This is a genomic window from Streptomyces sp. NBC_01351, from assembly GCF_036237315.1.
GTDB lineage: Bacteria > Actinomycetota > Actinomycetes > Streptomycetales > Streptomycetaceae > Streptomyces.
In genome coordinates this window covers 6579741-6601881 of sequence record NZ_CP108356.1, presented here as the reverse complement: position 1 = coordinate 6601881, position 22141 = coordinate 6579741, and the positions used below count along the sequence as shown (strand labels likewise).

Sequence of the window (22141 nt, the reverse complement as noted above, 5' to 3'; positions counted from 1 at the left end):
CCAACCCAGTACTGCCTACTGCCAAAAGCCCTGATGAAGGCCTCTGGTGGGCAGTAGCGGGCCGTTCTACTGCCTACTGCCAAGTTGGCAGTAGGCAGTAGGCAGTAGCCGTCTGTGGCCCCTGTCAGGCGTGGTCGGGGTGGACGTAGACGGAGTGCGGGCCGCGGTCGCGGTAGACGAGTTCGCCGCGTTCGGCGGCGGCTTTGAGGGTCTTGCGGACCGCCTCGCGGCTGCGGCCGACGAGATCGGCGACGGCGGCCGGCTTCATGCCGTCCGGCCCGGCCGCGTAGATCGCGGTGACCGCGTCCGCCAGCCATCCGGGCCCGGTCTCCTTCTCATCCCCGAGCGCGGAGAGATTCAGCCCCGTGCCGGACGCCGGAGCGGCCGGGCGGGGTTCCTGGGTCGTGCCGAACTCCGCGTCGATCTGCCGCATGAACTCCTCGGCAAGGCTGTCCTCGTCCGACGCGGCCGCGGCCGGGGCGGGCGGGGTCTCGCGGAGCGCGGACAGGGTCAGCCCGCCACCGCCTGCTCCGGCCGGCGTGATGCCGGTGGCCGGGGCGGGGTCGGTCTGCTGGTGGTCGGTGATCCACGCGGTGCGGGCGGCATCCCAGCGGCGGGCATAGTCGGCGCCCGCCGCTTTCGCCGACACCTCGTCCAGGCGGGGGTGCCGCTCGGACGTCGCCACGACGATGTCGCGGATCTGGACGGGCTTGATCCGCCACGTCCCGAACAGCGCAACCGGGGATTCGGGGGTGCCCATGAAGCCGGTGCCCTTGTGCGGTGCCTGCTCCGGGCGAAGCCCGTTGCCACCGGTGAAGAGCTTGGACAGGTCCATGCCCTCCTTCTCCCCGCCGGTCAACGCGACCCGGACCTTGGCCTCCCGGCGGATCATCAGATCGCCGAGGACGGAGCCGGTGGCGCCGAGCGCGGTGAGCACGGTGCGGATGCCCATGGCGCGGAGCATGCGGATGACTTCAAGGATCTTCTTCGCGAGCTTGCGCATCTCCTGGTCGCCGCTGGTGAGGATCTCGGCGCCCTCGTCGATCACGATCATGATCTGCGGGATTTGCGCGCTGACCGGGAGCAGGTCGGTGTTGGCCTTGGCCATGAGGTCTTGGTAGGCGCGCTTGCGGTAGAGGCCGATCCGCAGCGCTGCCTCTAGCATCAGCATGGCTTCCTGGTGGGTGGAGGCGAGCCAGTCCACCCCGGGCCGGACCGGCCGCCCGTCTCCCGTGCCTTCGAGTGCGGGGCGTACCCAGGGGAGGCCGGCGGATCCGGCGTTGAGGTCGATGACCCAGGTGAGGATGTCGGTGGCGCGGGCGAATCCGGCGAGGATGACGTGGACCATGTTGGTCTTGCCGGATCCGGTCGGGCCGACGACGAGCGCGCACTGCTCGCGGAGGTAGGCGAGGATCTCGTCCGCGTTGGTCCGGTACCCCCAGGGGACGCCGGTGTGGACGGAGAGGGCGCTGTAGTCGGACGGGTAGGGGACCTCCGCGGCCAGTACGTTCGTGGTGGTCACGTCGATCAGAACCCGCCCCTGGTCGATCCCGGGGGTCGCGGCGGCCGAGCAGCCGTGCGGGAGCCGGGCGTCGGCCGACAGCTTGGCGTTCTCCCTGGCGATCCGGTCGTAGGTGACGCCCCCGGCGGGGAGTTCGGCGTCGATGGTGAACCCGGTACCGGTGGGCCAGACTTCCACCGCGAGGATGCGGATGGAGATGCCGCAGACGCGCTGGACGCGGTCGGCCCACTCGGCGGCGATGCCCCGCCGCTCCGCGGCCAGCTCGCGGGCGAGCTGCTGCTCGGCGACGGCGAGGGCTTCCTCCTCGCGGGCTTCCTCGTAGAGGCCGGTGGCACGGGCGGAAGCGCCGATGGCCACGCCGATCGTGGCCAGTGAGCCGAGGGCCGTCCACGTGAGGGGCCCGGTGGCGAGGGCCCACGTGGTCCAGCCGCCACCGAGGAGCCAGGAAGCGGCGCGGGCGCCGATGGTGCGGCCTGCCAGTTTCTGGCGCAGGCCGGTCGCGGTGTGGCCGATCGCGCCGGCGGTGCCGATGGCGAGGGCCCAGGACGGGGGCATGTGGGCGAGGGTGCCGACGGTGGCGACGGCGAAGGCTCCGGTGGTCGCGGACAGGGCGCCGGTCACGGGTCCGTGACCGGCCGCCCAGTCCAACGCCACCCCGCCCTGGTTGTTGACGGTGTGGGCGCTCATCTCAGACGTTCCAGCCCTTCTCGGCGTCGTAGCCGTTGCGGGGGTCCTCGTGGCGGGCGATGTCCTGCTCGTGGACCCGGCGGAAGATCGGGCCCATCTCCTCCGCGACCGACACCGACGCCATGACGGCGCCGAAGCAGTCCCGGAACGTCTCCGCGACGGCCTTGTCGAGCGGGAACTCGGCATCCGAGCGCTCACCGAGGATCTTCATCACGTTCGCGACCGACCCCAGGGCGTGGGGCAGGCCCTCGACCATGGCGAGGATCTCCATCGCGTTGTCGGGCTCGTAGCCCTGGGCGGCGGCCTCCATCTCGGCCGCGTACTCCTCGAACCGGAAACCAGAAGCGGTACTCACCTGGGGTGCTCCTTCATGGATGGGAGGTGCCGGTACATGACTCACGGGCCGCTCCACGCGGTCCCCGACGTGCTGCTCGTCCTCGTTCTGCTCCGCCGCGGCTTCCGCCTCGGCGGCCTGCTCGTCCTGCTCCAACTGGGCCCGGATCTCGGCGTCCCGGGCTTCGCGGGCGGTGCGGGCCCGGTTCACGAGAGCCCGGTAGAGGCGCCGGCCGGGGTGCATCAGCGACGGCATCCGCAGCTTCCGCCCCAGCGGGGTCGTCACCATCCCGAGCACCCCAGCCGCTCCGCCGAGGAGTCCGGCGAGGGCCCGGCGGGCGTGGAAGCGGGCGGCGGACCGGCGCAGTGCCTTCCGGGCCACCTTGCGGGCGGGCGCTTTGAGCTGCTCCACCCGCTTGCGGTGTGCGGCCTGGCGGATCCCATCCCGGCCGGAAGCGACCACACGGCCCGCGCTGCGGTCCCGTATCGAGCGGGCCCCGGCAACGGCCTTGTCGCGGACAGTCGCGGCCTTGCCCATGCCCTTGGCCAGCGTCCGAGCCGCAAGACCACGGGGCTTGGCCTGCGCGGACGCGGCCCGCTCGGCGGCCTTCGCGGTCCGCCGGTTGTCGGCGACCTGCCGCCGCGCCTGCACCGCCCCCGTACGGGATGCGGCCCGGGTCGGGGACTGGGCGCGGGTGGAGGCCCGCAGTTCACGCACCTGCCCCGCACGCCCCCCGGCCAGACGGCCGGCCGCCTGCACGGCACGCTGCCGCGCCGACGACGTACCGCCCTTGGCCCGGTGCGAACCCGAGCTGCCGACTCCTGCAGAGCCGCTCGCACGGTGTCGGGACTGCCCGGAGGATTTACGGGAACCTGCTCCGCCACCGGTACGGGTTGAGGTCCGGGGCTGTGGGGGGACTCGTCCCAAGAGGCCACGACCCCCGCTGCTCCCGGCACCAGCCGAGGGAGACTTCGACGTGGTCGTCGTCTTGGCCTTCGCGGCCTTGCCGCGCTTGCGGGTGGCGACGGCGCCCAGGGCGACGGCGCCGGTCATCACCACAGCGGCGGCGACCGGCCCGCCGGCCAGAGCGGCCGAAGCGAGGAGGCTCGCCGTGGCGTTCGCCCCGGTCAGAGACAGCGGGACGACTGGGAAGCCACCCGGGGTGTGGCCGACCTGCTTGGTGCTCGTCTCGGCAGTGGTCGGCGAGGCCGGGGCGGGGGTGGATTCTTCGGGGGGAGCCTGCGGTTCGGTGATGGTCTCGGTCATGCTGAACGTGCTCCTTCACGGGAGAAGGGGGCCCGGCCGACGCTGTAGGAGGTGGATGGCCGGGCCCTGCTGAGGTGGTTCAGGCGACGCACTGTTCTTCGGGGTAGGCGCAGGGCACGCACATGCCGAGCGAGGCCGGGATGACGTACCCGGCATCCGTGCGGCACGCGGGGCAGGTCCTGCGGGCGGTGTTCGCCTTCGCCAGGGCCGCGGCCTTGGCCGGGGTCATGGGGCGGACCGGCAGCGCCAGCTCTATCCGGTAGAGGAACGCAACCAACGGGCCGCGCCGGTAGCGCGGCCGCTCCACCTGGGCGACGACGTCCTGACCGCCCGGCCGCAGGCCGGCGGAGCGGAGCTGTCGGCGGGTGGCCAGACCGTCCGGGGCGAGGCGCCATGAGTAGACCGGCAGGGCGGTCATGGGGCGCTCTCTTCCTGAGACATCACCGCGCCCCAGGCCGTACGGACGCGCTGCTCGCCCCCGACGAACCCGGCGTCACGGAACGCCGTGACGGCTTGCCGGTAGGACAGAGGCGGATCCTCCGAGTACCGCAGATGCCGCAGCACGACCACGAGCTGCTCGTCCGAGAGCGCTTCCGCCGGGTGAGGCGTGGGCACGCCCGTCACGGCCGCGACCTCGTCCAGCGTCACGGGCGTGACGACCACCGTGACTGACTCCTCTTCGACCTCCGGCATTGTCGGGTTGACCTGCGTGTCTTCCCCGTCACGGGACGCCGTGACGACCTCGGCCTCGGCGGGCTCCTCAGCGGGGTCGATCTGTGGTGCGGGAGCCAGGGCGAGGGCGGGGGTCACGGGGGCCGTGACGGCGTGACGCTCCGGTGTGACGGTCGTCCCGAACATGTCCGCCAGGGCTGCGTCGGCGCCGTCGGCGACGCGCTCCCGCTGGACCTCCAGCAGGCGTGTACCGAGGGAGGCATCCCCGGTCCCGATCCTCCGGGCGAGCCTCCATGAGGTGCGCTCGGAGCGGGCGCGGATCTTCTCGTCGGGGTGGTTCGCGGCCCGGGCCCGGTGGTAGGCCAGTGCCCTCACGACGGTGGCGGCCCGGTGTTCGGCCTCGGCGTCCCTGCCGTCGGTGTGGACCACGATCCGCCGGGCCAGGAAGGCCATGCCCTCCGCCGCCACGCACATGCCCATCGGCGTGACCGCGTAGATCACTGTGCGGCCGGCGCCCTCGGCCGCCATCGCGGCCATGACCGCGGCGGCTGTGGGCAGCACCCACAACCCGATCCGGACCACGGCAGGGGAGGCCTGTCCGAGCATCGTCAGTCCGAGCAGGACCAGAGCCAGGACGGCAGTGGCGCCCTCGCCCGCGGCGACCGCGCCGAGCGCGGTCCCGGAACCGTAGGCGCCCTTGATGTTGGAGAAGGTGCCCGCTCCGCCGGCGGCGCCGGTGGCGAGCATTGGGACGAACGCCGCGCCGAGTACGAGCTTCTGCGGCCGGGTCAGCTCCCGGCCGGTGCTCACGCTGCCTCCTTCGGGTCCTGGCGGTTGGCCAGGTCCCGGCGGGCGGCCAGCACCCGGTTGTGGGCTCGGCGGATCCGTCGTGCGTCGAACTCGGAGGCCGGCCGGTCCAGCAGCGCGATCAGCGCGTCCAGCAGCTCCACCTCGGCGGTGACGACCGGCATCTCCAGCTCGATCGCCGCCAGTTCGGCGTCGGTCGGCTCCAGATCGGCAGGCCGGACAGTAACGGGCTTTTGACGTGCAACGATGAACTTCATTGGGTCTTGCTCCTCTCAGACAGGAACGGGGCCCGAACAGCAGCCCCGGCGTTCCAGCGCCGGGGCTGCACGTCGTTGTGGAACAGGAAGAGCTCCGGCTCCCTGCGACCCCGCCCGTTCAGCCCGGGCGGGCAGGACGGGCGGGGGAGGCAACCGACCGCGGCAAGCGCGGCAGATCAGGCGACGCGACGGGCAACGCCACCACGCGGGTCCAGCGCGGCGGCGGCCAAGGGTCTTAAGCGGATCACTTCGAACCTCCAGAAACTGATGAGCACGGGCCTCTCACTGCAAGGGGGACCACGTCCCCACACGCCGGCCGTTGCTCGCGGTCACCGGGCCACCTCGCCAGTCGGGCCGAAGCCCTGTCCCCTGGCCTTTAGCGGGATTGCAGCGTCCCCGCCCTCAGCTGTAGGCCCACGCGGTTCCGGGCCCTTGCCTTGCTCACACAGCTCGTTGCGGCATCCATGCAGGTCAGCGCGAAGTAGCCGCACTCGAAGCATGAGATACATGCTTGAACGTGTATCTCACAGTGGCGGTTCTGGTTGAGGCTGTCAAGCTCTGCGCCTCAGCCGACCCGTCCTGCGATGTGTCATCAGAGTGCCGCCGAAGGGTGGGACGAAGTCACCACGTCCCTGGACGACTTGGGACGTCCTCGGTAGCGTTCTGGCAGGCGAACGCGTCCCTAGACGTCCCCGGGGGGTCGGATGGCGAACGAGCGGTTAAGGTCCGCGATGCTGACGCAAGGCGTCACGGCGGAGTCCCTGGCGGAGCACCTTGGGGTCGACCCCAAGACGGTGGAGCGCTGGATTACCAAGGGGCGAGCGCCATACCGGAGACACCGCCTTGCCATCTCGGCCTTCCTGCGTGAGGACGAGGGATACCTCTGGCCGGACGGCCTGCCGGACGGGCAGCGTAAGGACGCTGCCGACGCCGAGGTCCTGAAGGTCTACCCGCATCGCTCGTACGTGCCGGCGGACCTATGGCTCCAGCTCTTCGGGCGGGCGGAACGCGAGATTGGCGTGCTGGTCCACGCGGGCGTCTTCCTCGCCGAGAACCCTCGCTGGGCCCAGTTGCTCAGGTCGAAAGCGGCTGGTGGCGTTCGGTCCCGCATCCTGCTCGGCGACCCGGAAAGCCCGGAGATCCGGCGCCGAGGTGAGGAAGAGGAAATCGGCGAGGGGGTGGCCTACAAGGTTCGCGAGGTGATGAAGCTCTATCGCCCCCTCTATTCGGTTCCGGGGATCGAGTTCCGCCTCCACCGGTCAACCCTGCACAACTCGCTCTACCAGTCGGATGACGAGTGGCTGGTGAACACGCAGGTGTACGGGGTGAGCGCACCCCTGACGCCGGTACTTCACCTGCGTAAAGTCGCTGGTGCTGAGCTGGTCTCCACGTATCAGCAGAGCTTCGAGAAGGTCTGGTCCGAAGCTGTCCCCATCGAAAGGTGAGAATGAGCCGCCGCACTGACTACTTCAACGATCCCAACGCGCCGAAAGCAAACAGCATCGTTCCCGCGGTCACGGCGTTCGTCGTGAACGATGCGGGCGATGTACTGCTGGAGCGACGATCGGACAACGGCCGCTGGGGCATGCCCGGGGGCGTTCAGGAGGTAGGCGAGAACATCGCGGGCACGGTGGTCCGAGAGGTCCTGGAGGAAACCGGGATCCTGGTCGACGTCGTCGGCCTGGTGGGCATTTTCACCGACCCGGGGCACGTCATCGCGTTCGCGGACGGTGAGGTGCGGCAAGAGTTCTCGCTCTGCTTCCGGGCCCAACCGGTCAGCGGGGAGATCAAGGTGAGCTCGGAATCCCTGGACGTGCGGTGGATTCCCAGGGCGGAAATCGAGTCCCTCGACGTCTCGCCGACTACCCGCCGGCGGCTTGAGGAAGGGTTTCGCGGCTCACCGGTTCCCCGAATCAGCTGAGCTTGGACCGCTCTGCCTCAAAGCTGCGCTGACGTACCCGGTCGACCCGGGCCAACAGCTCCGGTCGAGCCGCGGACACGGCCCGGAACACGACGTGATCCGGGCCGTACCGGTCGAGTACCTCGGTCAGCCGCTCCGCTGGATCCACGAGCGCGCCCACGGGGCTGCTGGTCAGGTCGCAGTACGTGATTGCGTCCACCAGCGCGGGCTCTGCGGGGCCGAACTCCGCCAACATCTCGTTCAGCCCCAGCTCGGATGCCTCCCACGGGGAAGAGGTGTGAAAGGCCACGAGGCTGCACAGCCGCGGGTTGGCACCCACGACATCACGCAGATAGCGCGCCCCATCGATCATGTGTTGCCCGGTGTCCACTGCAGCCCTCGCATACCCAACGTCGTGGGCAATAGCTGCTGCGGCCAGTAGTTCCGCATCCTCCCCCAGGGCGGGGGCCAGCGTCAGGGCCTGGGAGTAGACGCGCTGGGAATGAGCCCACCGGTTCGGCAGGCTTTCGGCGAGCAAGGACTCCGCGAGGTCGTGAGCCCACCTGGCCAACTGCATGCAAGTACCTCCCAGCTGTCGAAGTTCAGGACGCCGGGCTCACGAACCGCCCGACACCGTGCTGAGCTTGAACGTGCCCTGCGACTTCCAGTTCGTGCACGGCGCGGCGGACGGTGCCCCGTGCGACTCCGTAGGCCTCGGAGAGTTCTGCCTCGCTGGGGAGCCGAGCGCCGGCGGGCAGCTCGCCGGCCCTCATGCGCTCCAGCAGGTCCGTCATGATCCGCTTGTATGGCGCCATCTGTGCGTCGCCGCCGACCTGGCGGCCGACCCCGGCGACGGTGGTTACGTCGCCGGCTTCCTCCAGCGCGCGAAGTGCGCGGCGGACGGTGGTGCGCGCCACGCCGAACTCCCGGCCGATCTCCGCTTCGGACGGAAGGCCGTCGGGGTAGGCCCCCTCGGCGATCCTTGCCCGCAGGGCCTCTGAGATCGTCAAGTACGTCCCGCGCGGGCTGGGGTTCGGCACGTATCCTCCTTTGTCTGCTCGCACGGGTGCCTGTCTGAGCCCCGTGCCGGTCCAGCTTCGCATGTCCGCTTCTGAGGAGAAGGGGTAGAGGGCCATGCCGACAAGATGCGCCAAAGGACGCCCATCGCAGATGACCGTGACCGGATCGAAGCCTGCAGGGTGGACCTCGGTCACCAGAGCATCTACAGGCGTGACATCGCTCCGCTGTGACCACCGATAGCGCCGGAAGCCGTCGATGCTCAGGACACGTCAGGCCTTCCTATTGATGAGTTAATGTCGGGCCGGGTCGTACGTTTTTGCAGATCCTGAAACATGTAGGCCATATATCCGGGCATCGACTTCAACAATTTGGCTGTAAGTGTGATTTCGGTCGGAGTTTGGATGTCGATTGCTCTTGCGAGTATCTCTTCCACGCTTCCAGGGTTTTTCTTGTTTGCGGAATCAACCCGCCGGAGTACCTGGCGGGGTCCATAGCCAATCTTCTCGGCGAGAGTTTCTGAGCTTGCGGACTCTTTCAGCAGGAGGGACATTTCTTTCTCTAGGGATTGCAGCCGCCGCGTGGCCTCCTCGCGCTCACGTAGGAGCTTTTCCGCCGCCGCGTCTGCGCGTTCCCGCTCTTGTTCGGACGCGTTTCTGAAATCGAGGACTTCCTGCTCCTCCGCTTCTTCTAGTTGGCGCTCCAGTTGTGCGCATTTTTCTTCGGCGGCAATTCGGGCGGTAGTTGTCTCGGCGAGTTGCTTCCGAATGAGATTGAGCTCGCGCTCTAGTTCGTCTCGCTCATCCTTGAGGTCTTGATATCCCGAGATTAGAAGCTCTACCTCCTTGCTCTCGGCTTGACGGTCGGCTGCCCTCGCAGCTCGGAGGGACTGCAGTTCAACTCTCAGTTGCGAAACTTGACGCTCTTGCTCTTGTAGCGCCTGGCGGAGTAATCGTTCCAGTGAGATGGACTCGCGAACTTGCTGATCTGCCTCTTCGAGTGCCTGCTGTAGCTCGACGACTCTTCGCGTGCCATTCCCGACACCAAGAGCCCGTGCGTGCATCTGTCGAAGGGCCGCAACGGTTTCGTCGCTTGCGGGCTGCCCTCGATGCTCGGCTACATTTGCGAGTAGATCTCTCACGAATCCCCAGGGTGGGACGCGTTTCCCACTCAAATAGCGAGAGACGGTGCCAAAGTCTGTATGGCAGCGAGCAGAATACCGCCGCATCGAGATTCCCAATGCATCGAACAGGGTTCGTAGCGCTTGCGCCAGCGCCTGCCCTTCCTCAGGCACTCCTGAGTCGATCGGCTCCAGGCTGCTCATGGCGGGTCCCCCCTCGTTGCAAGTCGCGCAACGTTGCGTTGCGGGACTTGCAACGCAACGTTTGGTCGGTTTTAGTGCACCCTGTGACGTCATGTGGCGGGTGTTGCCGCTTTCGCAACGTGTCCTCATTACCCTGGTGGCGCCGTTGCCATTCTGGCGCAACGCCCTGTTGCAGTTTCGGCAACGAGGCATCCGTGTCGCAGAGTTGGGTCAGTCGAACCCGTTGCGACCCTGAAGGGCAGAGCATGACTTCCCGTGGCTCATCAAATAGATCCTCCATCGTGCGCCTGTTGGATCTGTTGGCGTTTTTTGGCATTCTCGGACTTGTGCTTTCCCTGGCGTTGCAGGGTGTAGGTGCGGCGTCCATTGCGTCCATCGCGGCTCTCGTGGGTGTCTGCGGGCGGATTTGGGTCTCTTTCAGCAATTCGGGTGGGAGCAGTCCTATGCGCCGTAACCACGCCAAGCTATCGGCAGGGCCCGAGAAGTGGGTGGTGAACCTGGAGACCGAGACGCGCGCAGAGCCGAACGTGGCTGACGCCGCATCGATGTAGCTCAGCGCGAGGCCCCGCCGCCCTATCGTGCGGAGTCGAGAGCCCACGACAGCCGGCGGCCACCACTAACGACCACGACGGGCCCGGCACCAGGAGGTGCCGGGCCCGCCACATCCGGCCGCGCCAGGAGCCCATCGGCAGGGTCTGGCCCGCGCGGATGGGTCAGAAGTAGATGATCCAACCTTCCGTGACCGCTTCTGACCCATTAAGGGCCCTTGCCCCGAGGACAGGTCTCGGGGCCACCCATGAGGACACCGGGCGTAGAATCGAACACATGTCCGATATTCAGCCCTCCCGACTCGACCTTCTGCGTTTCCTGGAGCGGGTGCAGATCGGTGACCTTGAGCGCACGCGCGGGTGGATCCAGGCTGAGGAGCAGCGTCTGGCCTCTGAGGCCAAGCGGGTACCGCCTGCCCCTCCGCCGGACTGGCTACTCGAACACGGAATCGGCGTCGGCCGGGCGCCGGTCCGCGTCCATGTAGGAAGCTGCTGGGACACCCGGTCTCGTTGCCTGCCAGTCGAGCGTGACGCCGCCCGTCGTGCCCTAGCCGAAGGCGTGGAGGCCTGCACCCACTGCCGACCGGACAACGCGCTCGGCGTGCTGGACTGACGGCGCGGCGGCAGGCTGGGGGCATGTCGGATCAGACGGAGATCATCGTGCATCCGGTGTCACCGCAGGGTGGCCGCAAGGTCACCGTGCATGCGCTGGGCGTGGACGCGGACCTAGGGCGCGCGCACTCCCCCAGGGATGTTGCCGAGTTTCTGCGCCGCGCCGGTCTGGAGGACGTAGACGTCAGCGAGGACGGGCCGATCACGTGGGAGGGCGGAGGCCCCGATGTGTGGAGGCGCCCCAAAGCCTGAACGTCAGCGGCAGCCCTCGGGGAGCCAATCGGGGAGCCACCGGAGGCGGCACAAGCCGGATCTGCCTGGACTGTCATGGACGCGGGGGAGCCGGAACCCTTGGGGCGCAGGGGCTCCGCAAAGCCCCGTTCCTGAGCGCCTTCTTACCCCTGCCTTAAGCGGACCCTAAGGATCCTCTCCGGCGGGCCTCAGGCGGCGAAAGCCGGGGTGCGGGCGGTTAGTTTGGCCGGGCCAGGGAGGGCCGGAAGCGGCGTCGTCGGGGGGCGACGCCGCTCAGCCCACGGTCCCTTCCCTCGGCGCACCCCTGCCTTGTGCCCTAAGGAGATCCGCCATGCCCGCACCCAGCCGCCGCACCGTGACCCGTATCGCCGCCGTCGCCCTCGCCCCGCTCGCCGTGGCCGCGTACGCCGCCGCTCCGGCGGCCGCGCACGGCTCGATGACGGACCCGGTCAGCCGGGTGGCGGCGTGCTACGCGGAGGGGCCGGAGTCCCCGAGGTCGGCGGCGTGCAAGGCGGCCGTCGCGGCGAGCGGGGCGCAGGCCTTCTACGACTGGAACGCGGTGAACATCGCCAACGCGGCCGGGAACCACAAGGCGTTGATCCCGAACGGCCAGCTGTGCTCCGCGGGCAACGACAAGTACCAGGGCCTGGACCTGGCCCGCGCCGACTGGCCGGCGAGCCCGATGACGGCGGGCGCGCACACCTTCCGCTACAAGGGGACCGCCCCGCACAGGGGTTCCTTCGAGCTGTACGTGACGAAGGACGGGTACGACCCCTCGCAGCCGCTGAAGTGGTCCGACCTGGAGCCGGCCCCGTTCGCGAAGGCCACCGACCCCGGCATGCAGAACGGCGAGTACGTGTTCTCCGGCACCGTCCCGCAGAAGTCCGGCCGCCACCTGATCTACAGCATCTGGCAGCGCTCGGACAGCCCGGAGGCCTTCTACACCTGCTCGGACGTGGTCTTCGGCAAGGACGGCGGCACCACGGCCGGCCCCGAGCCGACCGCCAAGCCCACCGCCAAGGCGAGTGCCACCGCCGGCGCCGGCACGAGCGCGGCCCCTTCGGCGCCGACGGACCAGCAGATCGCCGCCGGGGCGGACAAGTCCACGGTGGAGCACAACGGCCACGGCGACAACGACCCGAAAACGAACGGGAATTCGGCTGCGACGCCCACCGCCGCCCCGGCCGCGACGCGCAGCGCGCAGAACCTCGCGGAGACCGGCGGGAACAGCACCACCCCGACGATCGCGATCGCCGGGGCCGGTGTCCTCGCCGTGGGTGCGGCCGTGCTGTTCGGGCTGGCCCGCCGCCGTACGTCGACGACGACGGGCCGCCACGGGCGCTAGCCCCTGGCCGTCAGTCGAAGACCGAGGCGCAGGTGGTCCGTTCGGCGTGTGCCGGGTCGAGGGCGTTGAGCGCCTCGTGCCAGGCGATCCGGTCGGTGAGTCCGATGGCGACGTGCTCCGAGAGGTCCAGGAAGCAGAGGTCCTGGAGCACGACGTTGCGTACGTTCGGCCCGTCGAGGAAGGCGCTCCGCCACGGGGTCACCACCTCGTCGTACTTGGTCGCGATCACCGTGTACTTCACGCCGGGGACGGTGTCCCCGCCCGCGTTCAGCTTCTGCTGGAAGGCGGATCCGGCGATCTGGTCGGCGAGGCCCGGCGTCGCGGTGCTGATCAGGTGCTCGGCGCCGGGGAAGTACGGGAGGAGCTTGGTGAAGCCGAGCAGGTCGGTGCCGTGGTTGTCGGGGGCGAGCCCCACCAGGGCGTTGACCTTCTCGGCTCCGCCGAGGAACTTCAGGTAGTAGCGGGGCATCATTCCGCCCTGCGAGTGGCCGACGATGTCGGTCTTCGCGGCGCCGGTGGCGGCGAGGACCTTGTCGACGAAGACGTCGAGCTGTTCGGCGGACTTGTCGATGGGGCCGAGTCCGTTGAAGAGGGGCACGCCGGGCAGTTGGCCGTAGTCGAGCGAGTAGACGCAGTAGCCGCGGTGCACGAGGTACGGCGCGAAGCCCAGCCAGTTGTCCCACGAGTTGCCGAAGGTGCCGTGCACGAGCACGACGGGGCGCGGGTGCGCGGCGGACGGCTTGCAGGACCAGTTGTTCCAGCCGCTGCTGGGGGCGGTGGATGCCTGTGCGGCGCCGGTGGGGGCGACGAGCGCGGCGGCGGTGAGGGTGAGGACGGCCAGCTGGCGGAGCAGTCGTCTCCAGGGCAGCATCGTGTGATCTCCTTGCGGGTCGACTCAAGGGGATGGGGCGTGGGGGTTCGTCCCGTGATCCGGATCACAAGGGGGGAGCTGCTGCCCACAAATTACGGGCGAGTAGCAAGAGTTGGAAGTTACGCGTCGGTAAAAAATCGCGTGTCGAGCGGCGCACCGGCGACACGCCCCCGGAACCCCGTCACGCCGCGAGCGTGCCGCGCGCGATGACGTGCGGCCCGAACCGCGCCCGGACCCGGTCCGTGACGGCCTCCAGCCGGCGGGCCTTCTCGTCCTCGGGGTCGAGGCTGAGCTGCCGCGCGGCCCCTTCGGCCGGGCCCAGGTCCTCGACCCGCAGGGACAGCGCGCGGACCCTGGCCCGCTGGAGGCCGAGGCCCTCGTAGAGGGAGTAGGCCGTGGCGGTCAGGGTGGGGGTGTGCGCGGTGGGTTCGCCGAGCGTGCGGGTGCGCGTGAGGGTGGTGCGGTCGGCGCAGCGCACGGTGAGCGAGAGGCTGCGGCAGACCTGGCCGCGGCCCTGTTCTCGTGTACGAAGCCGGGCGCCGAGTTCCTCGGTCAGCGAGAGCAGCGCCCGCCGGTGCCGTGCCGGATCCAGCTCGTCCAGGTCGAAGGCGCGCTCGGCGGCGATGGTCCGGGCGGCGGATCCCGGCCGGACGGGGGTCCGGTCGATGCCCAGGGCCCGTTCGTGCACCTCACGGCCGAGCCGGGCCCCGAGGATCCGCCGCAGCGCCGCGGGCGGTGCGGCGGCGACCCTGCCGACGGAGTCGAGACCGTAGGAGCACAGCGTGCGGGCGGCCTTGGGACCGACCCCGTCAAGGGCGCCGACGGGTTTGCCGGCGAGGAACTCCCGCACCGCGGCGGGCTCGTCGGGGACCACCAGGGTCTCCCCGGGCCGGGCCTCGCGGGCCGCCGCCCGGGCCAGCATGGGGTTGCCGGCCACGCCGACGGCGGCGTCCACCCCGTAGAGGGCGAGTGCCCGCACCCGGACCACGGCGGCCAGCCGGACGGCGTCACAGCCGAAGTACCGCAGCGCGCCCCGCACATCGGCGAGGGCGGCGTCGGGCGGCAGCGCCTGCACGGCCGGGGTCAGCCCGCCGAGCAGCGCGAGCACCCCGGCGTACGCCTCGGCCCCGAGCGACCCCCCTTCGGCGGGGTGCAACCGCAGACACATCACGACCCGCCCTGCCGCTGCCGCCGCCCGCGGGGAATCCGGGAAACCCCCGGATGCGGCCGGACCGGACCGCGCAGGCCCAAAGCCCGCCCCCCGCAGCCCGCCTCCGGCGGGGGCGGGACCGGGCGCGGCTGCCAACACGGGAGCGGGAACCTGCACGGCCGCGGAAGCGGAAGCGGGAGTGGGAGTGGGAGTGGGAGCCGAGGCAGCAACGCGACCGGGCGCGGCTGCGCGAGCCGGGGCAGCAGCGGCTGCGGGAGCGGGCGCGGCTCCGGCTGCCGGCACGGGCGCGACTGCCGGCACGGCTGCCGACTCGTCTGCGGCTCCGACCGGCGCGGGGGTGGGCGCGGGCGCCGCAGGAGCCGAGGCAGCAGCGGCTGCGGGAGCGGAAGCAACCGCAGGAGCAGGAGCAGGAGCCGGCACGACTGCGGGAACCGAGGTAGCAACGCGAGCGGGCGCGGCCGCGGGAGCCGGGGCAGCAGCGGCTGCGGGAACCGGCGCGACTCCGGCTGCGACTGCCGGCACGGCTGCCGGCGCCCCCGCGGCCGTGCCGGATCGGCCCCGCTCGTCCTGGCCCCGACCGGAGGTCATCCCGCGCTCCCCGGGCTGGAGTGCCACAGCTTGCGGCCGGTCGCGGGGCCCTCGCCCGGCGGCTGGAGGTCGGCCCAGGGGTTCATCTCGTACCCCGTGGACATCCGGATCCGGCGGCCGGTCGCGGGGCCCTGCTCGCCCTCCGTGACGGCGTCCCCGCCGGAGGCGGCCAGGCGGGCCGCCACCGCGTCCAGGCCGCCCGTGGCCCGCAGTTCCACCAGTTCCGCCAGGTTCCACGCCGCCGCCCCGACCACGCTCAGGCTCTGCGGGCCGCGCCGTTGCACGACGCCCCGCACCAGCAGCAGGAAGGAGTGGAAAACGGTGTGCGCGCAGCGCTCGTGGCTGTCGTCGAAGAAGGCGAGGTCGACCAGGCCCGTCCCGTCGTCCAGGGTCGTGAAGATGACCCGCTTCCCGGACCGGATCGGCGGGGTCTGGGTGGCTGCCTTGGCGCCCGCGACCAGGACGGTCTGCCCGTGCCGGGTGTCCCGCAGCCGCCGCGCCGGGATCGCTCCCAGCTCGGCCAGGAAGGCGTGGTGGTCCGCCATCAGGTGCCGGGAGGCGTCCATGCCGAGGACGCCCAGCTCGGCGCTGAGCCGTTCCGCGTCGGAGAGATCCGGCAGCCCGACACGGGCCGTGGACCGGCCGCCCTCCAGCGGGAGTTGGGCGCCGCCCCGGCCGCCGCCCCGGCCACCGCCCCCACGTACCCCCGCGGCCCGCTGTGCGCCGTGCAGTTCCGTCAAGTGCAGCAGCAAGTCACGGCGGTTGGCGCCAAAGGCGTCCAACGCACCTACCTGCGCGAGCCGTTCGGCTACCGGCCGCCCCGGGTGCGCCCGGTCCCAGAAGTCGCGCAGGGAGGCGTACGGCTGCCCGGCCTCGATCCGGCCCGCCTCGGCGCCACTGATGCCGTGGACGTCGGACAGGCCGAGGCGCAGCCCCCACACCTCCCGAGCATTATCGGACACCAGTTCGATGCGGTGGGCGACCGCGGACCGGTTCACGTCCAGCGGCAGCACCGGCACGCCCCGCCGCCGCGCGTCCGCCAGCAGCAGCCGCTTCGGGTACATCCCCGGATCGTGCGTGAGCAGCCCGGCGTAGAAGGCCGCCGGGTGGTGCGCCTTGAGCCACGCCGACTGGTAGGTGGGCACCGCGAAGGCCACCGCGTGCGCCTTGCAGAAGCCGTACGAGCCGAAGGCCTCGACGATCTCCCAGGTCCGGTCGATCACCTCGACCGGATAGCCGCGCTCCCGCGCCGTCGCCGTGAACCAGGCCTTGATCCGCCCCTGCGAACCGGGGTCGGACAGTCCGCGCCGCACGCGGTCCGCCTCGTCCCGCCCGCAGTCGGTCATGACGTGCACGATCTCGATGATCTGCTCGTGGAAGACCACCACCCCGTACGTCTCGCGCAGCGCGTCCGCGAGGTCCGGGTGCGGGAAGCGCACCGGCGCCCGCCCGTGCCGGGCCTCGATGAACGGCCGCACCATGTCGGCGGCCACCGGCCCCGGCCGGAAGAGCGAGATGTCGACGACCAGGTCGTGGAAGGTCGAGGGCTGGAGCCGCCCCACCAGGTCCCGCTGGCCCGGGGACTCGATCTGGAAGCAGCCCAGCGTCTCGGCGGAGCGGATCAGTTCGTACGTGGCCACGTCGCCCGGCCGTACCTGCGCCGGGTCGTCCAGGTCGAGCTCCTCCCCCGTACCGCGCCGGATCTCGGCGACCGCGTGCGCCATCGCGGACTGCATCCGCACGCCCAGTACGTCGAGTTTGAGCAGCCCGAGCGCCTCCACGTCGTCCTTGTCGAACTGGGACATGGGGAAGCCCTCGCCGCTGGTGGGCACGACGGGCGTACGGGCGAGCAGGGAGGCGTCGGAGAGCAGCACCCCGCACGGGTGCATGGCGATGCCGCGCGGCAGCGCGTCCAGCGATTCGACGAGCTCCCACAGCCGGCCGTACGACTCCCCCCGTACGTCGCGCAGTTCGGGCAGTTCGGCAAGTGCGGCGCGGGCGTCGCGGGCCCGGATGTGCGGGAAGGCCTTGGCGAGCCGGTCGACGGCGGCCGGGTCCATGGACAGGGCGGCGCCGACGTCGCGGATGGCGTGCCGCACCCGGTAGGTCTCGGGCATGGAGACGGTGGCGACGCGTTCGGCGCCGAACCGGCCGATGATCCGCCGGTAGACCTCCAGCCGGCGGGCCGACTCCACGTCGATGTCGATGTCGGGCAGGACGCGGCGGCGCTTGGACAGGAACCGCTCCATCAGCAGGCCGTTCTCGACGGGGTCCGCGTGCGCGATGCCGAGGAGGTGGTTGACGAGGGAGCCCGCGCCGGAGCCGCGGGCAGCCACTCGAATGCCCATCGCCCGTACGTCGTCCACGACTTGGGCGACCGTCAGGAAGTACGAGGCGTAGCCGTGGAAGGCGATGATGTCGAGCTCGTGGTGCATCCGCTCCCAGTACGCGGGGTCGTCCGCGTAGCCGCGCAGCACCATGCCGGCCGAGGCGCGGGAGGCGAGGACCCGCTGGGCGGTGCGGTGGGCCGCGCCGACGAGCCGGGCCTCGGGAAAGTGCACGGAGCCCATGCCGAGGTCGTCCTCGGGGTCCACGGAGCAGGCCTCGGCGGTGCGCCGGGTCTCCGCGAGCAGGCGGCGCGCGTCGGCGGGGCGCAAGCCGGCGGCCTGGGCGATCCGGTCGGCGGCCTCGGCCATGGCGGCGGGGCCCTTGAGCCAGCGCTCGCCGGTGTCGAGGGGGTACCTGGGGCTCCGGGGGTCGATGGGGACGAGCCGGCGGGCCGCGTCGAGGATGTCGGCGACCGGGCCCTGGCCGGGGTCGGCGTAGCGGACGGCGTTGGTCAGCACGGCCGGTACGCCCTGCTCGGCGGCGAAGCCGACGGTACGGGCGGCCAGCCGCAGCGAGCCGGAGCCGGTACCGGTGCGGCCGTGGTGGACGGCCTCCAGGCGGACGGCGTCCCCGAACACCTCCCGCCAGGGGGCGAGCAGCCGCGCGGCCCGGTCGGGCCGTCCGGCGGCGAGCGCCCGCCCCACGTCGGAACCGGGCCCGAGCAGCACGAAGAGCCCCTCCCCGCGCAATGCCTCCCAGGGCACCACGGGCTGCCGCCCCGCGTCTCGCGCGGAAGCGGCGACCCCGACGGGCGCGCCCCCGGACCCGTCGACCCCGGCCACGAAGAGGCCCCGGCCCGAGCCGTCGGCATGCCCGGACCCATCCCGGCCGCCACCCGGCCCGGCCGCCCCGGCCGCTCCCACGGCGTCGCCCACGCCCGCGCCCACACCCGCAGCACCGGCACCGCCACCCGCCGCATCCCCGAAGGGACCGGCGTGCGCGGCGGTGATCATCCGGCAGAGCTCGGCCCACCCCGCGGCCCCGTCCCGGGCCAGGAACACGGCCCGCGCGGCGGACTCGTCGACGAAGGCCCCGCCCTTGACGGGGGTACGCCGCCGGTACGAGGCCTCGCCGGAACCTGAACCGGAGCCGGCCGAGCCCCCCGACCCGGCCGACCCCACGAACCCCGCGAACCCCGCGAACCCCGCGAACCCCGCAGCCCCGGCGGACACCGGGCCCCCCGCAGGGGACACGGCCAGATCGGCCCCGAACAGCGGCCGGATCCCCTCCTTCGCGCACGCCTTCGCGAACCGCACCGCACCCGCCAGGGTGTCGCGGTCGGTCAGGGCGAGGGCGTCCATGCCCCGCTCGGCGGCACGTGCCGCCAGCCGTTCCGGGTGCGAGCCTCCGTAACGCATGGAGAACCCCGAAACGGTGTGCAGATGCGTAAAACCAGGCACCCGCGGCCTCCAGCTTCGCTCGTAGAACACCTCCCCCGTCTCCACCATAGAGCAATTCGAATATCCGTGCGAAACACTTGTTCGATCACTCACCCCGACCACTCACCCCGACCACTCACCCCGATCACTCACCCCGACCACTCACCCGAGGGTCACCCATTCGGCCCACCCCTGCTGCGACCGGCCCCCACCCCGCAGAGCGTGAGGTCATGACCCAGCGCACCGAGAGCACCGACGCAGGCGCGTCCGGCGGTTTCCTCTCCGAGATCAAGGACGCCGTGACCACCCGGGCAGCCCTGCTGGTCCTGGGGGTGCTGGCCCTCCAGCTCGCCTTCATCACCTCCTACATCGGGGCCTTCCACCACCCGAAACCCAGCGAGATCCCGATCGCCGTGGCCGCCCCCGTCGAGCAGCTCACCGAGCGGACCGTGCAGCAGCTCGACGCCCTGCCCGGCACGCCGCTCGACGCCCGCACGGTCCCGGACCGGGCCGCCGCGATCGAGCAGATCGAGAACCGGGACGTGGACGGCGCGCTGATCGTCAACCCGGCCGGCACCACCGACGAGCTGCTGGTCGCCTCCGGCGCCGGCGCCTCGCTCTCCCAGGCCCTGGAAGAGGTCGTGGGCCTCGTCGAGAAGGCCCAGGGGCGCACCCTCAAGGTCACCGACGTGGCCCCGGCCGCCGCGGGCGACAGCCGCGGCCTGAGCTCCTTCTACCTGGTCGTCGGCTGGTGCGTGGGCGGCTACCTGTGCGCCGCGATCCTCGCGATCAGCGCCGGCGCCCGGCCCGCGAACTCCGCCCGCGCCGTCATCCGGCTCGGTGCGCTGCTCCTGTACTCGCTCGCCGCGGGCCTGCTCGGCGCGGTCATCGCGGGCCCGGTCCTGGGCGCACTGCCCGGCAGCATCATGGGCCTGTGGGGGCTGGGCACCCTGGTCGTCTTCGCGGTCGGCGCGATCACCCTCGCCTTCCAGGGGCTGGCGGGCGTCGTCGGCATCGGCCTCGCGATCCTGCTGGTCGTGGTGTTCGGCAACCCGAGCGCGGGCGGCGCCTACGCGTACCCGCTGCTGCCGCCGTTCTGGAAGACCATCGGCCCGGTCCTGCCGCCGGGGGCCGGTACGTACGCCGCGCGCTCCATCTCGTACTTCAAGGGCCACGACGTGGGCGGCGCGCTGCTGGTGCTGGCCGGCTGGGCGGTGCTCGGCTCGGCGGTCACCCTGGCCTGCGCGGTCTTCCGCAAGGGCCGGCCGGGGGCCGCGGTGGGCAGCGGGCTGCCCGATGACGCGCCCTCCGTCCCGCGCTTCGTGGGCGAGGGGACGGACGCCCGGTGAACACCCCGAGCCTGCCCGGCTTCCGCAACCGGCAGGGACCGGCCGAACAGGCCGTCTCCGTCAAGCGGATGGAGCCGAGCGCGCAGGCGCAGCTGGGCGCCCTCGGCCTCACCGGCTTCATCGTGGTCACGGTCATCGCCACCGGCATCGACGCGGGCATCTTCCCCGAGAAGCTCGGCCACTCGGTGCTGCCGCTGGTCGGCTTCTTCATCGGCGGGCTCGCCCAGCTGCTGGCCGGGCTGTTCCAGGCGCAGCGCGGCGACACCTGGCACGCCACCGTCTTCGGCGGCTTCGGACTGTTCTGGATGGCCAAGGCCTGCTTGATCCAGTGGGTGCTGCCGGCCACCGATCCCGCGCTGCGCGGGGACGTCAGCGGGCTGTTCACCCTGCCCTGGGTGTTCGTGGTGTTCGTCCTGTGGATCGGCAGCTTCCGGATCCATCTGGTCCTGCTCTCCACCTTCACCTGCGTCCTGGTCGTCTTCGTCGCGATGACGATCAGCGGCTTCACCGGCTCGGTGATCTGGAACCGGATCACCGGCTGGAGCGGCCTCCTCGCCGCCCTCGGGGCGACGTACCTGCTCGCCGGCCAGATCATGGCGAGCACCTGGGGCCGCCAGGTCCTCCCGATGGGCCGCTTCCTCGCCCCGGAGGAACACCCCGAAACATGATCAAGACCCTCGCCGTAGAGAACTACCGCTCCCTGCGCAGACTGATCGTCCCCCTCGGCCGCCTCACCGTCGTCACGGGCGCCAACGGCACCGGCAAGTCCAGCCTCTACCGCTCCCTGCGCCTGCTCGCCGAGTCCGCGCGCGGCGGGGCCGTCGCCGCGCTGGCCCGGGAGGGCGGGCTGCCGTCCACCCTGTGGGCGGGCCCGGACAAGCTCTCCCGCGACGTGCGCGAGGGGCGCCACCCGCTCCAGGGCACGGTCCGCACCGAACCGGTCAGCCTGCGACTGGGCTTCGCGGGCGACGAGTTCGGCTACGCGGTGGACTTCGGGCACCCCGTGCCCGACCGGGAGTCCCTCTTCTCCCTGGACCCGGAGATCAAGCGCGAGTGCACCTGGGCGGGCCCGGTCCTGCGCCCGGCGGCCCTCCTCTCCGACCGCGCGGGCCCCGCCGTACGCACCCGCACCGCGGACGGCGGCTGGCACCGCACCCAGAACGCGCTGCGCCCGTACGACTCCATGCTCAGCGAGCTCGCGGACCCCCAGCTGGCCCCGGACCTCCTCGCCCTGCGCGAACGGATCCGCTCCTGGCGGTTCTACGACCACGTCCGCACCGACGCCGACGCCCCGGCCCGCACCCCGCGCGTCGGCACCCGTACGCCGGTGCTCAGCGCCGACGGCTCCGACCTGCCGGCCGCGCTCCAGACGATCCGCGAGATCGGCGACGCCGCCGCGCTCGACGAGGCGGTCTCCGCCGCCTTCCCCGGAACCCGGGTCACCGTCACCGACCACGACGGCCGCTTCTCCCTCGAACTCCACCAGCACGGCCTGCTGCGCCCGCTGGGCGCGCCCGAACTCTCCGACGGCACCCTGCGCTACCTGCTCTGGACGGCCGCCCTCCTGACCCCGCGGCCGCCGGCCCTGATGGTCCTCAACGAGCCGGAGACCAGCCTCCACCCGGACCTCCTGGCCCCGCTCGCGGACCTGATCCTCACGGCCGCCCGGGACACCCAGACGGTGGTGGTCACCCACGCCTCCGCCCTGGCCGAGGCCCTCGCCTCGGGCACCCGCCGCCACCGGGTGGACCTCCAGACGGTGGAACTGATCAAGGACTTCGGCCGCACCGAGGTAGCGGACCGCGAGGGCCCCCTGGACGAGCCCCTCTGGCACTGGCCCCAGCGGTAGCCC

19 protein-coding genes are annotated in these 22141 nt (G+C 71.4%); 8 read left to right on the top strand and 11 right to left on the bottom strand.

Features of this window, described 5'->3' with window-relative positions:
- Positions 1-124: 124 nt before the first annotated feature.
- The 5 genes from OG625_RS30415 to OG625_RS30395 form a co-directional block, all read right to left on the bottom strand.
- Positions 125-2209, bottom strand: a complete 2085-nt coding sequence (locus tag OG625_RS30415) for a hypothetical protein (protein ID WP_329387393.1) — start codon at positions 2207-2209, stop codon at positions 125-127.
- Position 2210: 1 nt separating this feature from the next.
- A complete protein-coding gene (locus OG625_RS30410; RefSeq protein WP_329387391.1) occupies positions 2211-3809 on the bottom strand; it encodes a hypothetical protein in 1599 nt (532 codons plus the stop codon).
- 79 nt (positions 3810-3888) lie between these two features.
- Positions 3889-4227, bottom strand: a complete 339-nt coding sequence (locus OG625_RS30405) for an RRQRL motif-containing zinc-binding protein (protein WP_329387389.1) — start codon at positions 4225-4227, stop codon at positions 3889-3891.
- A complete protein-coding gene (locus OG625_RS30400) occupies positions 4224-5291 on the bottom strand; it encodes a hypothetical protein (RefSeq protein WP_443067807.1) in 1068 nt (355 codons plus the stop codon). Before OG625_RS30400 ends, OG625_RS30405 begins: the two co-directional genes overlap by 4 nt.
- A complete protein-coding gene (locus OG625_RS30395; protein ID WP_329387387.1) occupies positions 5288-5545 on the bottom strand; it encodes a DUF6284 family protein in 258 nt (85 codons plus the stop codon). The genes OG625_RS30400 and OG625_RS30395 overlap by 4 nt, the downstream gene beginning before the upstream one ends.
- Positions 5546-6249: 704 nt before the next feature.
- On the opposite strand from OG625_RS30395, the gene OG625_RS30390 reads away from it, so the two are divergent.
- Both OG625_RS30390 and OG625_RS30385 read left to right on the top strand, forming a co-directional pair.
- Entirely contained in the window at positions 6250-6990 is a 741-nt protein-coding gene (locus OG625_RS30390; RefSeq protein WP_329387385.1) for a helix-turn-helix domain-containing protein, read from the top strand.
- Between the two features lie 2 nt (positions 6991-6992).
- Positions 6993-7466, top strand: a complete 474-nt coding sequence (locus OG625_RS30385) for an NUDIX domain-containing protein (protein WP_329387383.1) — start codon at positions 6993-6995, stop codon at positions 7464-7466.
- On the opposite strand, the gene OG625_RS30380 is transcribed toward OG625_RS30385, so the two are convergent.
- The 3 genes from OG625_RS30380 to OG625_RS30370 all read right to left on the bottom strand — a co-directional run bounded on the left by OG625_RS30380 (position 7459) and on the right by OG625_RS30370 (position 9786).
- The gene (locus OG625_RS30380; RefSeq protein ID WP_329387381.1) at positions 7459-8022 is read right to left on the bottom strand and encodes an HD domain-containing protein; all 564 of its coding nucleotides are present in this window, start codon (positions 8020-8022) and stop codon (positions 7459-7461) included. The genes OG625_RS30385 and OG625_RS30380 overlap by 8 nt on opposite strands.
- Positions 8023-8047: 25 nt before the next feature.
- Positions 8048-8485, bottom strand: coding sequence for a GntR family transcriptional regulator (locus tag OG625_RS30375; protein WP_329387379.1), 438 nt, complete (start codon positions 8483-8485; stop codon positions 8048-8050).
- A 239-nt stretch (positions 8486-8724) separates the two neighbouring features.
- On the bottom strand, positions 8725-9786 hold the full coding sequence (locus OG625_RS30370) for a hypothetical protein (RefSeq protein WP_329387377.1): 1062 nt from the start codon (positions 9784-9786) through the stop codon (positions 8725-8727).
- 825 nt (positions 9787-10611) lie between these two features.
- On the opposite strand from OG625_RS30370, the gene OG625_RS30365 reads away from it, so the two are divergent.
- The 3 genes from OG625_RS30365 (at position 10612) to OG625_RS30355 (ending at position 12543) form a co-directional block, all read left to right on the top strand.
- Positions 10612-10947: a DUF6233 domain-containing protein gene (locus OG625_RS30365; RefSeq protein ID WP_329387374.1), complete on the top strand. Its 336-nt coding sequence runs from the start codon at positions 10612-10614 to the stop codon at positions 10945-10947.
- A gap of 23 nt (positions 10948-10970) precedes the next feature.
- Entirely contained in the window at positions 10971-11198 is a 228-nt protein-coding gene (locus OG625_RS30360; protein WP_329387372.1) for a hypothetical protein, read from the top strand.
- 331 nt (positions 11199-11529) lie between these two features.
- Positions 11530-12543, top strand: a complete 1014-nt coding sequence (locus OG625_RS30355; RefSeq protein ID WP_329387369.1) for a lytic polysaccharide monooxygenase — start codon at positions 11530-11532, stop codon at positions 12541-12543.
- 10 nt (positions 12544-12553) lie between these two features.
- On the opposite strand, the gene OG625_RS30350 is transcribed toward OG625_RS30355, so the two are convergent.
- From OG625_RS30350 to OG625_RS30340, 3 genes are all read right to left on the bottom strand, one after another.
- On the bottom strand, positions 12554-13414 hold the full coding sequence (locus OG625_RS30350) for an esterase/lipase family protein (RefSeq protein ID WP_329387367.1): 861 nt from the start codon (positions 13412-13414) through the stop codon (positions 12554-12556).
- A gap of 181 nt (positions 13415-13595) precedes the next feature.
- Complete coding sequence (locus OG625_RS30345; protein WP_329387365.1) at positions 13596-14582, bottom strand: DNA polymerase Y family protein; 987 nt, start codon at positions 14580-14582, stop codon at positions 13596-13598.
- A gap of 587 nt (positions 14583-15169) precedes the next feature.
- Positions 15170-18919, bottom strand: coding sequence for a DNA polymerase III subunit alpha (locus tag OG625_RS30340; RefSeq protein ID WP_329387363.1), 3750 nt, complete (start codon positions 18917-18919; stop codon positions 15170-15172).
- Positions 18920-19170: 251 nt separating this feature from the next.
- Here OG625_RS30340 and OG625_RS30335 point away from each other — a divergent pair, with 251 nt between their 5' ends.
- Genes OG625_RS30335 through OG625_RS30325 form a run of 3 tightly spaced genes read left to right on the top strand, consistent with a single transcriptional unit; the run spans position 19171 to position 22138 of the window.
- Positions 19171-20289 carry a DUF3533 domain-containing protein gene (locus OG625_RS30335; RefSeq protein ID WP_329387361.1) on the top strand — a complete coding sequence of 373 codons (1119 nt, stop codon included), beginning with the start codon at positions 19171-19173 and terminating at the stop codon, positions 20287-20289.
- A complete protein-coding gene (locus tag OG625_RS30330) occupies positions 20286-20957 on the top strand; it encodes an acetate uptake transporter (protein ID WP_329387359.1) in 672 nt (223 codons plus the stop codon). Before OG625_RS30335 ends, OG625_RS30330 begins: the two co-directional genes overlap by 4 nt.
- On the top strand, positions 20954-22138 hold the full coding sequence (locus tag OG625_RS30325; protein ID WP_329387357.1) for an AAA family ATPase: 1185 nt from the start codon (positions 20954-20956) through the stop codon (positions 22136-22138). The genes OG625_RS30330 and OG625_RS30325 overlap by 4 nt, the downstream gene beginning before the upstream one ends.
- The last annotated feature ends 3 nt before the right edge of the window (positions 22139-22141 follow it).